Source organism: Hydrocarboniphaga daqingensis, assembly GCF_900129825.1.
GTDB classification, from domain to species: domain Bacteria; phylum Pseudomonadota; class Gammaproteobacteria; order Nevskiales; family Nevskiaceae; genus Hydrocarboniphaga; species Hydrocarboniphaga daqingensis.
Window position 1 is genome coordinate 139,732 of the sequence record NZ_FQWZ01000003.1, and the last position, 12,638, is coordinate 152,369.

Genomic DNA, 12,638 nt, shown 5'->3' on the forward strand with positions numbered 1-12,638 from the left:
CGGCGTTTTCGCGCATTGTATGTTTGCGGCACACTGCCCGGATGAAACGAATCATCAGCCTCAACTGCAACGGCATCCGCTCGGCGGCCACCAAGGGCCTGTTCGAATGGCTCGACACGCAGAACGCCGACGTACTCTGCCTGCAGGAGGTCAAGGCGCAGCCGGCCGATCTCGACGGCAAGGCCGCGTTCGCGCCGCCCGGCTGGCATGTGCAGTTCAACAGCGCGCTGCGCAAAGGCTACAGCGGCACGGCGATCTACTCGCGCGCCAAGCCCAATGCGGTGCTGACCACGCTCGGCGCCAGCGAATTCGATGACGAGGGCCGTTACATCGAGACACGCTTTGGCGATCTGTCGGTGATCTCGCTGTATCTGCCGTCCGGTAGCGCCGGCCCCGAGCGTCAGGAATCCAAGGACCGCTTTCTGACGTTCTTCCTGCCGCGCTTGCGGACGATGATCGGCGAAGGCCGCTCGTACATCGTCTGCGGCGACTGGAACATCGCGCACACGCAAAAAGACCTGAAGAACTGGCGCAGTAACCAGAAGAATTCCGGCTTCCTGCCGCACGAGCGCGCTTGGATGAGCGACGTGCTCGACAACGTCGGCTGGGTCGATGCATATCGCGCGCTGTATCCGGACGCCGAAGGCGAGGGCTACACCTGGTGGTCGAATCGCGGCAATGCATTTGCCAACAATGTCGGGTGGCGCATCGACTACCAACTGGTCACGCCCGATCTGCAGCCGGCCTTGCGTGCCGCGCAGGTGCACAAGACCAGCCGCTTCTCCGACCATGCGCCGCTGATCGTCGACTATGACATCTGAGCCGGCGCCCGCACCGCGCCGCGCCGGATGGCGCGACGTGCTGCCGGCGCTGGCGCAGGCTCGCGTCCGGCTGACGCTGATGCTGGGGTTCTCATCCGGCCTGCCGTTCATGCTGGTCGGCAACACGCTCGGCTTCTGGCTGCGTGACGGCGGCGTGGCGCTGACGGCCATCGGTCTGCTGTCGGGCGTCGGCTTGGCGTACTCGCTCAAGTTTCTGTGGGCCCCGCTGATCGACAAAGCCGACGCGCCACTGCTCGGACGCTGGCTCGGCCGGCGCCGCGGCTGGATGCTGCTGTCGCAGCTTGCCGTCATCGCAGGCCTGTCGGCGATGGCCCTGCTCGGCCCCGATCACGGTCTGACCGGCTTTGGCCTGCTGGCGTTGGTGGCCGCATTTGGCTCGGCGACGCAGGACATCGTGATCGACGCCTGGCGCATCGAAAGCGCCGCCAACGATGACGAACAAGGCCTGCTGACGGCCGCGTTCCAGACCGGCTATCGCGGTGCGCTGCTGATCGCCGATGCACTGATTCTGATCCTGGCCGGGCTGCTCGGCTGGTCGCTGTCCTACGGTGTGATGGCGGCGCTGATGCTGCTCGGCGTGCTGGCGACGCTGAGCGCCGCTGAGCCGGCCGCGAGCGTGGCCGGCGGGCCGTCGCAGCGGCCGACGTTGTGGACCGCCCGCGGCTTGTTCGATGCCGTCGCCGGGCCGTTCATCGCGTTCTTCCGCGAGCATGGTCGCTGGGCGCTGCTGATGCTGCTGGCGGTGGCGCTGTACCGGCTGCCTGACTTTGCGATGGGACCGATGGCCAATCCGTTCTACAAGGATCTGGGTTTTGCCAAGGAAGTGGTCGGCGCCGTGCGCAGCTCGATCGGCTTGGTCGCGTCGATCACCGGCATTGCCGCCGGCGGGCTTTGCGCGGTGCGCTTCGGCTTCGTGCCGACCTTGCTGATCGGCGCGATCGTCGGGCCCGGCTCGAACCTGGCGTTTGCCGTGCTGGCTTGGCACGGCGCCGATCTGTCGCTGTTTTCGGCGGCGATGGCGATCGACAATTTCTCGACCGGCTTTGCCGGCACCGCGCTGGTGGCCTACATGTCGAGCCTGACCAGCTTGGGCTACACCGCCACGCAGTACGCGTTGCTCAGTTCGTTCTATGCCTTGCCCGGCAAGCTGGCCAAGGTCGCCTCGGGCGGCATCGTCGAAGCGCTGGAGCCGGGGCGTGGACTGATGGCCGCCTATTCGGTGTTTTTTACCGGTACGGCGCTGGTCGGCTTGCCGGCCTTGCTGCTGTGCCTGGTGCTGGTGCGCAAACGCGCCGCCACCGGATCGTGACGGCGGCGCGCTCGCGCAGCGCGTCGCGTCAGCGCTTCAGCGACTGCACTGCCGTCAGCGCCTGCTCGACGTTCTGAGCTGGCGCCAAGCCGCCGACCACGTTGGCAATCTTGCCATCGGGCTTGATGACGAAGGTCGTGCGCTCGGTGAAACCGTGGCCGATCTCGACGCCACGCGTGTCCTTGAACCCGGCCATGCCCTCGGTCACTTTCAGGTCGAACGAGCGGGCGATCTTGCCGTCACGGTCTGACGCCACCGGGAACTTGCCGGCGCAGTATTCGGGGTCGGCCGAGAAGTCGTTCAAGCGCTCGATGCTGTCCAGCGACACGCCGATGATCGTCGCACCGGCCTTGGCAAACTGGTCGGCCTTGACCGCGAACGTATGCGCTTGGACGTTGCAGCCGCCGGTGTAGGCCGACGGGTAGAAGTACACCACGACCGGGCCCTTCTTCAGCGCGTCCTGCAGCGAAAAATCAAAGCTCTTGCCGGCCAGCGAGGCTTGGGCCTTGAAGTCGGTGACGGCATCGCCTTCCTTCAGTGCCGCGACGGCGGGCAGGCAGGTCGAGGCGGCCAAGGTGGCGATCAGCAGCAGTGATTTGAACGGCATCGTCATCGAAGGATTCCTGTCAGTGGGTGTGGCTACGAGGGCATGAGTGCCGGCTAACCGGCGCTGCCTTGATCGGGGCAATGAAGCGTTGATGGGCGCGCGGCATGTCGTCATGGAGCCGTCTGATACCAGCGCGATGCGCGGTCAGATGCAGATCCGCCTGCAACAACAGTCCGCCGCCGCGGCGCTGCGGTTCCTCAAAGTCCACGCTGGCACAGCCGCGCCGTCGTCGAGCCCGAGCTTGAACGCGGCACGCATCGGCTGCGGTCCTGCGTCAAAGCCACCCCGATCGCCGCAGCGCGAGGCGTGACCTGCCTCAGCCTGGATCGAGCTCCAGGCGTTTGAGCGTGTCGTCGACGCTCGGTGAGGGCACCGCGTCGACGGCCAGGTCTTCGGCGTCCAGGTCGAGCGCACCCGAATAGTCCTCGGGCGGTGCGCATGGCACCGCATCGAGTTCAATCCAGGCATCGAACTCCACCTCTTCGAGTGCGCCGTCGAAGTGCTGGACCAGGACCACTTCCGCGTCGGCGTCCACGCCAACGATCTCGAACGTGGTGGCGGCTGTCTGATACCAGTCGCCGGGGTTGATCTGCTGCAGCCATTGCGCCATCGCCAGCCTCCCGTCGTACCGCGGTCAAGCCCGAACGTTGCCGCTAGTTCTACGCCGCAATCAGCAGGGCATCAAGCCAACGGCGTATCGCCGGCACGGACCTGCTCGCGGCGCGCCATCAGCGCTTGCAGCGCCGGCAGCAGGATCGACTCCATCGCGGTGTGCATCTGCTCGCCGGGCACGACCAGCGTGTGGGCGTTGCTGCGGAATGCGCCGGGAATCTGGTGTTCGTAGCGATCCAGGTCGGGCGATAGCCGCGTGTGGTCGTTGAAGTGGATTACCACCAGACTTTCTTCGTTGCCGGGGATTTCCTGGACAACGAAAGGGTTGGATGTGTCCACCAGCGGCACGCGCTGGAAGTTCACATCGGTGCGCGAAAACTGCGGCGCGATATGGTTCACGTAGTCCGGCATGCGCCGCAGGATCGTGCTGGTGATTTCGGTCGGCGTGCTGCCACGCTCGTCGTTGTCGCGGCGGATTTTCTGGATCCACTCAAGATTGACGATCGGCACCACACCAACCAGCAAATCCATATGCTGGGCGATGTTGGCGTCTTCGCCGACATAGCCGCCGTGCAGACCCTCGTAGAACAGCACGTCGGTGTCGGCTGGTAGCGGCTCCCAGGGCGTGAACGTGCCCACGCTCTGTCGCGCCAGCTTGGCTTCGGCATCGGTGTGCAAGTAGCGGCGGCTGATGCCGTTGCCGCTGAGCCCGTATTCGCGCAGCAGCGTTTCGAGCCGCATCAGCAGATTGCCCGCCGGCCCCAGCAGCGAAAAGTGCTCGCCGCGGATGCGTGCACGGGCGATCGCGCGGCGGTTGCCTTCGCGGTCATAGGCATGGAAGGCGTCGCCTTCGACGATCGCCGGCTTGATGCCGAGCTGCGCGCACATCTGCTCGAACAGCCGGATCGCCGTGCTGGTGCCGGCACCGCTGGAGCCGGTGACGCCGATGATGGGATGCCTGGCTGTCATTCGACCTGAGACAAAAGATTGAACATTGCTTCGTAGACAGCGCGAAGATCACAGCGTGACGGTGTCGACGACTGCCGGACATAGATAGCACGACGGTGCCGCATGGGTCGATGAACGACCGATCCGACCGCTGCGTCAGCGACGCTCCAGCAGCAGATCGAACACCTCGTGGCCCAGACGTTCGCCGCGGGCCTCGAAGCGGGTCTTGGGCCGCGTATCGGGGCGCGGTGCATAGCCGCCCTCCGGCGCCAGGTTGCGCAATTCGTCGACCGCGCTGACCACCTCCAGCATGTGCGCCGCGTACGGCGCCCAGTCGGTCGCCATCCGCAGCAAGCCGCCCGGGTGCAGCGCCCGCGTCACCAGCGGCATGAAATGCGGCTGCACCAGGCGCCGCTTGTTGTGCCGGCTCTTGTGCCAGGGGTCGGGGAAGTAGATGACGATTTCGCTGAGCGAGCCGGCCGGAATCCAGTCGCGCAGCACTTCGACCGCGTCGTGGCTCGACACGCGCAGATTGCCCAGCCCCTGCTGCGACGCCTGCATCATCACGCGGCCGCAGCCGGGGCGATGCACTTCGACGCCGATGAAGTCGTGTTGAGGCTCGCTGGCCGCCCGCGCCAGCAGGTGATCGCCGTTGCCGAAGCCGATCTCGAACACGCGCGGTGCGTCGCGGCCGAAGATCCCCGGCAGGTCCAGCGGTGCATCGGGCACGTCGATGCCGTAACGCGGCCACAGCGCGTCGAGCGCGTCGCGCTGCCCGTCGGTCATGCGGCCCTCGCGGCGCACGTAGGAGCGGATGCGGCGCAGCGGCGAATCGGTTGGCGGGGCGTCGGACATCGGTAGATCGTTCATCCAGTCAGAGGCGCGGCGCTGGCTCAGGCCGGCGACAGGCCGTCGAGCGGCGAGGACGCCGATGCATAGCGGCGGCGCGGCATGCGGCCGGCCAAAAACGCCTGGCGGCCGGCAATGATGCCGTGCCGCATCGCGCTGGCCATCAGCACCGGGTCGCGCGCCTCGGCGATCGCGGTGTTCATCAGCACGCCGTCGCAGCCCAGTTCCATCGCGATGGCCGCGTCCGACGCCGTGCCGACGCCGGCGTCGACGATGATCGGCACGCGGGCGTTCTCGACGATGCTGAGAATGTTGTAGCGGTTCTGGATGCCCAGCCCCGAGCCGATCGGCGCGGCCAGCGGCATCACGGCGACGCAGCCGATCTCTTCGAGCCGCTTGCAGATGATCGGGTCGTCGCTGGTGTAGACCATCACGTCGAAGCCGTCCTTGACCAGGATGCGCGCCGCTTCGAGCGTGGCCGGCACGTCGGGATACAGCGTGCGCGCATCGCCGAGCACTTCGAGCTTGACCAGCTTGTGGCCGTCGAGCAGTTCGCGCGCCAGCCGGCAGGTGCGGACCGCGTCGTCAGCGGTGTAGCAACCGGCCGTGTTCGGCAGCAGCGTGTAGCGCGACGCGGGCAACACGTCGAGCAGATTGGGCTGGTTTGGGTCCTGGCCCAGGTTGGTCCGACGCACGGCCATCGTCACGATCTGTGCGCCGCTGGCGTCGATCGCGGCAGCCGTCTGCGCGAGGTCCTGATACTTGCCGGTGCCGACCAGCAAGCGGGAATCAAAATCGACGCCGGCAATGGTCAGCGCGTCGTTGGCGGTAACAGGCAGCGTCATGTTCGGTGCGTGCGGCAGGTCAGCCGCCTCCAATGGCCTGCACGATCTCGACTCGGTCGCCGTCGTGCAGCAAAGCGTCTGCATGGGCAGAGCGCGGAATGATCTCGCCGTTGACCTCGATCGCCAGCCGCCGACCGGTCAGTCCGAGTCGTTCGACCAACTGCTGAAGACTGCAGGCAGCCGGCACGGGGTGAGGCTGGCCGTTGAGCTGGATCGTCATCATCGTGGTGAGTGACAAGGCGGGCTGCCGTAGCAGCCGCATGGAATGGAGCGGGTGACGGGAATCGAACCCGCGTCAGTAGCTTGGGAAGCTACAGCTCTACCATTGAGCTACACCCGCATTGCGGCATTGTAACGCGGCGCGATGCGATCGCGGCATCACGCAAAACGCACAAGGCCCGCGATGGGCGGGCCTTGTGCGCAACAACATCGGGGCTAGAACGTCTCGTGACTGCGGCGATGCCGGGCGCGTCGCTCGACGCTGCCCGGCGGTCCCAGGTCTTCGAGACGGCGGTCACCGCCATCCAATCCGCGACGCTCGTGGAACGGGTAGTTCCGCTTGGGCGGCGTCGCGTCCTTGGCAACCAGGCCGTAGAGAAACGCGACGACGCACAAGGTGCCGACGGTCATCGTCGCCACATCCATCAGCCAAGTCAGCATGGTTCACCTCCGGAATGCGCTGTCGCGACAGCGCTTGCCGACGGTGTTCCGAGCCTAGCGCAGCTGCAGGTCGTTACCGTTGACCCGGACTGCGGTGCCGACCTGGATGCCTTCCGGCGAATTGACGCGCACCGTCTGATAGCCGCCATTTTCCATCTGCACGCCGACTTCGTAATAGATGACGGCCCGAGCGCTGCGTTCGACCTGATGGCCGGCCATGCCGCCAGCGATGGCGCCGACGCCGGTGGCGACGTCCTTGCCGCGACCACCGCCGATCTGATGGCCGATCACGCCGCCGAGCACCGCACCGGCAACGGCGCCGAGGCCGGAGCCTTCACCGCGGGCGCGGACTTCGTTGATGGACGCAACCGTGCCGCAGTCGTTGCAAACCTGACGCGGCGGCGGCGCGGATTCGCGCACCTCTTCGGCACGCTCCTCGCGCGCGGCGCGCTCGGCCTTGCGGGCGCGAGCCTGCGCGGCATCGAGTTCGGCCTGCTTCTTGGCCGCTTCTTCCTGGGCGGCGGCCAGATCGGCCTGGGCCTTGGCCAACTCGCTGGCCTGCAGTTCGGCGGCGGCGGCCGCTTCCTGCGCTGCCTGGTCGGCCGGCGGTGCACAGGCCGAAACCAGCAGGGTGAACGCGGTCATCGCGGCGCACAGCGTCAATTTGTTCATGACAATCTCGATCGGTACAGCAATATGGGAAGGCGGGCTGTGGTCGATGACCGCAAGCCCTCAAAAGCGTCGCTATCTTTACCGGGCAGGCTGAATGACACCTGAGTACATCATCGCATTTTGCTTGTTACGTTATATTTTATAAAAATTTATTTTTGGTACAAAAATCACAAATGCCAGGCACGTCGCAGAAACGCGGCGGCGCTGGCGAGCGCTGCGTCGGCTTCCGGCACCAGTACCGGCATCGCCTGCCAGACGTGCCAGACGCCGTTCCAGATCTGTAGTTCGGTGTCGACGCCGGCTTGGCGCGCGTTGTCGGCGAGGCGCCGCGAGTCGTCGACCAGAATCTCGCTGGCGGCGGCCTGGATCAGCAGCGGCGGCAAGCCGCGCAGGTCGGCGAACAGCGGCGACGCCAGCGGATTGCGCCGGTCGCCGTCGCCCAGGTAAGAGCGGACGAAGCGCTCGGCTTCGCGCGGGCTGAGCACCAACTCGGTCGCCGCGTTGCCCAGAAAGCTGTCGCCGCTGACGGTCAGGTCGGTCCATGGTGAGTAGGTCAGGATCGCGGCCGGTTGCGGCATGCCGGCGTCGCGCGCTGCCAGCGCGCAGGCCAGCGACAGGCCGCCGCCAGCCGAATCCCCGCCGAAGGCGATATGCGCCGCGGGCACGCCCGACGCGAGCACGGCGCGGTACACGGCCAGCGCATCGTCGATCGCGGCTGGAAACGGATGCTCGGGCGCCAGGCGGTAATCCGGCAACAGCACGCGGGCACCGGTTAGCGCCGCCAGCCGGCTGGCCATCGAGGTGTACAAGCTCGGTGCGCCGACGGCATAGCCGCCGCCATGGAAGTAGATCAGTACGCGCTGGCGATCGGCGCCGGTCGGCGTCACCAGCAGGCCGGGCACGCCGGCCGTGGTCTGCGGCTGAATCCGTCCGCCACGGGCGTGCAGTGGTCGCAGCAGTGCGCCGGCGCGCAGCAGACCGGCGCGCTGTTTCTGGTGCGGAGCCGGGCTGCTCATCACGCGCCCTATCGTCAGGCGGATCACGGGGTGCATCAGTCGGGCTCGCAACGAGACCGGCGCGGGGTTGGCGAAATCGGGCATGAAGGCCGTCTGCAAAGGTTTGTGGCGCGCATCCTCGCCGGGTCTGCGATCAGCGGCAACCGCTGCGGTTCACCCGCCGCAGCGGCACACTGGCCGCCACTATCGAAAAGGAGCCACCATGGCCCGAGCGGAATCGACACTGATCTTGCAACGGGGCGCCAAGGCGCCTGGGTTTTCGCTGCCGGACACGGTGGGCGGGCCGATGCTCGACTGGACGACCTGGCGCGCCGGGCGCCCCTGCGTGCTGATGTTCATCTGCAACCATTGTCCCTACGTGCTGCACTTGATCGGCACGATCGCCCGGCTTGCGCCGCAGTGGCAGGCGCGCGGCGTCGCGGTCGTCGCGATCAGCAGCAACGACGTCCAGCGCTATCCGCAGGATGCCCCGGCCGAGATGACGCGGTTCGCAGCCGCTCACGGGCTGAGCTTTCCGTACCTTTATGACGAATCCCAGCAAGTCGCGCGGGCCTATGGCGCTGCGTGCACGCCGGATTTCTACCTGGTCGATGGCGACGGGCGGCTGGCGTGGGCCGGACGCTTCGACGACGCCACGCCCGGCAACGGCCGGCCGGTGACCGGCGCCGATCTGTCGGCCGCCATCGACGACCTGCTGGCGGGCCGGCCCTGTGATCCGCAGCCGCGCCCCAGCGTCGGTTGCAGCATCAAGTGGAAGGTGTAGATCCGTGTCGGCATCGGTCGTGCTGCATCGTCGCAACTGCTCTACAATAAGAATTATTCTCATTCCTTGAGTCCCGCTCGATGCGGCTGTCCGACCTGTCCCGCGATGTGCCGGCGGTGATCGTCACTGTCGACGACGTAACGCGGCCTGATCCGATTTCGGGCCGCTTGCGCGACCTCGGCTTTGTCGCGGGCGAGGCGGTGCGCGTCGTTGCCAACGGCCCGTTCGGAGGCGATCCGATGCTGATCCAGATCGGCTTCACCCAGTTTGCGCTGCGCCGTGCCGAAGCGGCGCGCGTGCAAGTGGAGTGCGACGCCTGATGGACACCTTGCGCGTCGCGCTGGTCGGCAACCCCAACTGCGGCAAGACCGCACTGTTCAACCAGCTGACCGGCAGCCGCCAGAAGGTCGCCAACTACGCCGGCGTCACCGTCGAGCGCAAGGAAGGCCGCTTCGTCGCCGGCAGCGGCCGTTTGGTGCAAGTGCTCGATCTGCCCGGCGCCTACAGCCTGGCCGCGACCAGCCCCGACGAAGCGGTGACGCGCGATGTCTGCATGGGACGCTTCGAAGGCGAGGCGAGGCCCGACCTGCTGGTCTGCGTTGCCGACGCCACCAACCTGCGTCTGCATCTGCGCTTCGTGCTGGAGCTGCAACAGCTCGGCTTGCCGATGGTGCTGACGCTGAACATGGTCGACGCCGCGCGTCGCCGCGGCATCGTGATCGACCGCGAACGCTTGCAGCAGATGCTCGGTGTGCCGGTGGTCGAAACGGTGGCGGTCCGTCGTGGTGGCGCGCGCGAGCTGGTCGAGCGTCTCGATGGCGTACTGCCGCCGGTGCCGGTGGCCTTGCAGGACGGCAGCGACCTGCATGCCCGCGTGGTGCGCTTGCTGAGCGACTGCGTGTCGATGCCGCGTCGCATCGCGCGCTTCGACGCGGCCGCTGACCGCGTGCTGCTGCACCCGGTCTGGGGACTGGCGATTCTCAGCGTCGTGATGTTCCTGATGTTCCAGGCGGTGTTCTCTTGGGCCGAGCCGCTGATGGACGGCATCGAAGCGGCCATGGCGGGCCTCGGTGTCGCGGTCGGCCAGTGGTTGCCCGACGGCTTGCTGCGCAGCCTGGTCGTCGACGGCGTGATAGCCGGAGCCGGCGGCGTGCTGGTGTTTCTGCCGCAGATTCTGATCCTGTTCCTGTTCATCCTGACGCTGGAGGAATCCGGCTATCTGCCGCGCGCGGCGTTCTTGCTCGACCGGCTGATGGTCGGCGCCGGCCTGACGGGTCGCGCGTTCATTCCGCTGCTGTCGAGCTTCGCGTGTGCGATCCCCGGCATCATGGCCACGCGCAGCATTCAAGATCCGCGCGAGCGCCTGGCGACGATCATGGTGGCACCGTTGATGACCTGCTCGGCGCGGCTGCCGGTCTACGCGTTGCTGATCGGTGCGTTCATTCCTCAGCGCAGCGTCGGTGGCCTGTTCAACTTGCAGGGTTTGGTCATGTTTGGCCTGTATGCGCTCGGCATCGTGTCAGCCGCGCTGGTGGCCTACGTGATGAAGTACTTCAAGCGAGACCACACCGAGCAGTCGTTGCTGATGGAACTGCCGTCGTACCGCTTGCCGCATCTGCGCGATCTGGCGATCGGTTTGTGGGAGCGCGGCTCGATCTTCGTCCGTCGCGTCGGCACGATCATCCTGGCGCTGACGGTGCTGCTGTGGTTCCTGTCGAGTTTTCCGGCGCCGCCGGATGGCCATCTCGGTGATGCGATCGACTACAGCTTCGCCGGCCGCATCGGCCACTGGCTGGAATTCGTGTTCGCACCCGTCGGCTTCAACTGGCAGATCTGCGTGGCGCTGATTCCGGGCTTGGCAGCGCGCGAAGTGGCCGTGGCATCGCTTGCGACGGTGTACGCGCTGTCGGGTGACGGTGTCGAAACGGCGCTCGCGCCGATCATCGCTGCGCAGTGGACGCTGCCGACCGCGCTGTCGTTACTGGCTTGGTACGTCTATGCACCGCAGTGCATGTCGACGCTGGCCGTGATCCGTCGCGAAACCAACTCGTGGAAGACGGTCGGATTGGCGGCCGGCTATCTGTTCGGCCTGGCGTATCTGGCCTCGTTCGTGACCTATCAGCTGGCGCGGGGCTTGGGCTTATGAACACGCTGGGACCGATCGTGCAAGACCTGATCGTCGGCGCCTGCGTCGCGGCCGCGATGCTGTATGCACTCGGTCGCTACTGGCCGCAGGCGATCGATGCGCCACGCGCCGCGCTGGCCGACTGGCTGTCGCGGCGGGGCCATGCACGAGCGGCCGCGCAGTTGCAGCCAGTGGCACGCCGCACGTCGGGCTGCCATAGCGGTGGCGATGCCGCCGCAGCGGTGCCCGCGTCCTCGTGCGGGACCTGCGGTCAATGCGCGAGCGCTGCGCCCAGCGTCAGCCCCGCGCTCCCCACCGAGCAGACGGTCCGCTTCCAGCCGCGTCGTCGCTAGCGCGCCAGCCGCGTCAGCTGGCGGCGTCGCGCTGCTCGCGCCGCGCCGCATGCCAGACATCGCGCGCGGCGTCGGCATTGAGCAGTGCGATGCCGATGCCGACGATCACGTCCGGCCACGGTTGCGGCCACAGCAGCGTGACCAAGCCGGCGCCGATGATCGCGAGGTTCGCGTAGGCGTCGTTACGCGCCGACAGGAATGCAGCGCGCGTCAGGCTGCCGCTGTGATCGCGAAAGCGCGTCAGCAGCAGTGCACAGCCGCTGTTGATCGCCAGTGCCCCCAAGCCGGTCAGCGTCAGCGATGTCGCCTCCGGCGCAACGCCGCTGGCGATCTGCTGCCACAGCGCCCACAGCGTCGCCAACCCCGGCACCATCAGCAGTGCCGCCATCGCCATGCCGGCGCGGGCTCGCGCGGCCAGTGACCAGCCCAGCGCGAGCAGGATCAGCAGATTGACCGAGGCGTCTTCGAGAAAGTCGATGCTGTCGGCAAACAGGGAAACCGACTGAATGTTGATTGCCACGCCGAACTCGACGCCGAACCAGGCGAGGTTCAGCAGCGCCACGGTCAGCACCGCGCGCCGCAGTGACAAGTCCGTCATCGGGCGCTGATCCACTGCACCGACGCGATGCCGAGCAGCGTCATCGCCAGTGAGCCGCCAACGTGTAGCGCCACCGCGCCCGCCAGCATGACGAGCCGACCCTGCTGCAACAGGGCCACCAGCTCGGCCGAAAACGTCGAAAACGTCGTCAAGCCGCCACAGAATCCAGTGATCACCAACAGCCGCCACTCGGGAGCCAGCGACGCGGCTTGAGCAAACGCGGCGATTGCGGCGCCGATCACGTAGGCGCCGATCAGGTTGGCGATCAAGGTGCCCGGCGGGATTGCGGGAAACAGCGCGTTGGCGGCGAGCCCGAGCAGCCAGCGCAGCCAAGCGCCGAGCGCAGCGCCGATGGCCACGGCCAGCATGCCCAATGCAGTCATGTTGCGCTCCGGTGCGCGCCGCCCGGCAATACGGGCATCGGCCGATTGTAGGCAGC

Annotated in this window: 17 protein-coding genes and 1 tRNA gene; 6 read left to right on the forward strand and 12 right to left on the reverse strand. The window is 67.0% G+C overall.

Going from position 1 to position 12,638, the window contains the following annotated elements:
* Window positions 1-41: 41 nt before the first annotated feature.
* Entirely contained in the window at window positions 42-821 is a 780-nt protein-coding gene (locus BUB09_RS06595; protein ID WP_072895871.1) for an exodeoxyribonuclease III, read from the forward strand.
* The gene (locus tag BUB09_RS06600; protein WP_072895873.1) at window positions 811-2,151 is read left to right on the forward strand and encodes an AmpG family muropeptide MFS transporter; all 1,341 of its coding nucleotides are present in this window, start codon (window positions 811-813) and stop codon (window positions 2,149-2,151) included. The genes BUB09_RS06595 and BUB09_RS06600 overlap by 11 nt, the downstream gene beginning before the upstream one ends.
* A gap of 28 nt (window positions 2,152-2,179) precedes the next feature.
* Here BUB09_RS06600 and BUB09_RS06605 read toward each other — a convergent pair whose 3' ends face one another.
* The 10 genes from BUB09_RS06605 to BUB09_RS06655 form a co-directional block, all read right to left on the reverse strand.
* Entirely contained in the window at window positions 2,180-2,764 is a 585-nt protein-coding gene (locus BUB09_RS06605) for a peroxiredoxin (protein WP_217650252.1), read from the reverse strand.
* A gap of 310 nt (window positions 2,765-3,074) precedes the next feature.
* Entirely contained in the window at window positions 3,075-3,368 is a 294-nt protein-coding gene (locus BUB09_RS06615) for a DUF6763 family protein (RefSeq protein ID WP_072895878.1), read from the reverse strand.
* A gap of 71 nt (window positions 3,369-3,439) precedes the next feature.
* On the reverse strand, window positions 3,440-4,339 hold the full coding sequence (locus BUB09_RS06620; protein WP_072895881.1) for a phosphoribulokinase: 900 nt from the start codon (window positions 4,337-4,339) through the stop codon (window positions 3,440-3,442).
* Between the two features lie 135 nt (window positions 4,340-4,474).
* Window positions 4,475-5,173 (reverse strand): tRNA (guanosine(46)-N7)-methyltransferase TrmB, encoded by a 699-nt coding sequence (gene trmB, locus BUB09_RS06625; protein WP_139250149.1) that lies wholly within the window; start codon window positions 5,171-5,173, stop codon window positions 4,475-4,477.
* A gap of 38 nt (window positions 5,174-5,211) precedes the next feature.
* Window positions 5,212-6,012, reverse strand: a complete 801-nt coding sequence (locus tag BUB09_RS06630; RefSeq protein ID WP_072896641.1) for a thiazole synthase — start codon at window positions 6,010-6,012, stop codon at window positions 5,212-5,214.
* Between the two features lie 19 nt (window positions 6,013-6,031).
* A complete protein-coding gene (gene thiS / locus BUB09_RS06635; RefSeq protein ID WP_072896639.1) occupies window positions 6,032-6,232 on the reverse strand; it encodes a sulfur carrier protein ThiS in 201 nt (66 codons plus the stop codon).
* A 46-nt stretch (window positions 6,233-6,278) separates the two neighbouring features.
* Window positions 6,279-6,352 (reverse strand) — tRNA-Gly (locus tag BUB09_RS06640).
* Between the two features lie 95 nt (window positions 6,353-6,447).
* Window positions 6,448-6,672: a hypothetical protein gene (locus BUB09_RS06645; protein ID WP_072895888.1), complete on the reverse strand. Its 225-nt coding sequence runs from the start codon at window positions 6,670-6,672 to the stop codon at window positions 6,448-6,450.
* A 54-nt stretch (window positions 6,673-6,726) separates the two neighbouring features.
* Window positions 6,727-7,344, reverse strand: coding sequence for an outer membrane lipoprotein (locus tag BUB09_RS06650; protein WP_072895891.1), 618 nt, complete (start codon window positions 7,342-7,344; stop codon window positions 6,727-6,729).
* A 167-nt stretch (window positions 7,345-7,511) separates the two neighbouring features.
* Complete coding sequence (locus tag BUB09_RS06655) at window positions 7,512-8,360, reverse strand: alpha/beta hydrolase (RefSeq protein ID WP_245793173.1); 849 nt, start codon at window positions 8,358-8,360, stop codon at window positions 7,512-7,514.
* Between the two features lie 202 nt (window positions 8,361-8,562).
* Between BUB09_RS06655 and BUB09_RS06660 the strand changes: the two genes are divergently transcribed.
* The 4 genes from BUB09_RS06660 to BUB09_RS06675 all read left to right on the forward strand — a co-directional run bounded on the left by BUB09_RS06660 (window position 8,563) and on the right by BUB09_RS06675 (window position 11,601).
* A complete protein-coding gene (locus BUB09_RS06660; RefSeq protein WP_072895894.1) occupies window positions 8,563-9,123 on the forward strand; it encodes a thioredoxin family protein in 561 nt (186 codons plus the stop codon).
* 80 nt (window positions 9,124-9,203) lie between these two features.
* Entirely contained in the window at window positions 9,204-9,443 is a 240-nt protein-coding gene (locus BUB09_RS06665) for a FeoA family protein (RefSeq protein WP_072895896.1), read from the forward strand.
* On the forward strand, window positions 9,443-11,269 hold the full coding sequence (feoB, locus tag BUB09_RS06670; RefSeq protein WP_072895898.1) for a ferrous iron transport protein B: 1,827 nt from the start codon (window positions 9,443-9,445) through the stop codon (window positions 11,267-11,269). The genes BUB09_RS06665 and feoB overlap by 1 nt, the downstream gene beginning before the upstream one ends.
* On the forward strand, window positions 11,266-11,601 hold the full coding sequence (locus BUB09_RS06675) for a DUF6587 family protein (RefSeq protein ID WP_072895901.1): 336 nt from the start codon (window positions 11,266-11,268) through the stop codon (window positions 11,599-11,601). Before feoB ends, BUB09_RS06675 begins: the two co-directional genes overlap by 4 nt.
* 13 nt (window positions 11,602-11,614) lie before the next feature.
* Here BUB09_RS06675 and BUB09_RS06680 read toward each other — a convergent pair whose 3' ends face one another.
* Together BUB09_RS06680 and crcB are read right to left on the reverse strand one after the other, a co-directional pair.
* A complete protein-coding gene (locus BUB09_RS06680; RefSeq protein ID WP_072895903.1) occupies window positions 11,615-12,199 on the reverse strand; it encodes a cation efflux transmembrane domain-containing protein in 585 nt (194 codons plus the stop codon).
* Window positions 12,196-12,582 carry a fluoride efflux transporter CrcB gene (gene crcB, locus BUB09_RS06685; protein ID WP_217650253.1) on the reverse strand — a complete coding sequence of 129 codons (387 nt, stop codon included), beginning with the start codon at window positions 12,580-12,582 and terminating at the stop codon, window positions 12,196-12,198. Before crcB ends, BUB09_RS06680 begins: the two co-directional genes overlap by 4 nt.
* Window positions 12,583-12,638: the final 56 nt, after the last annotated feature.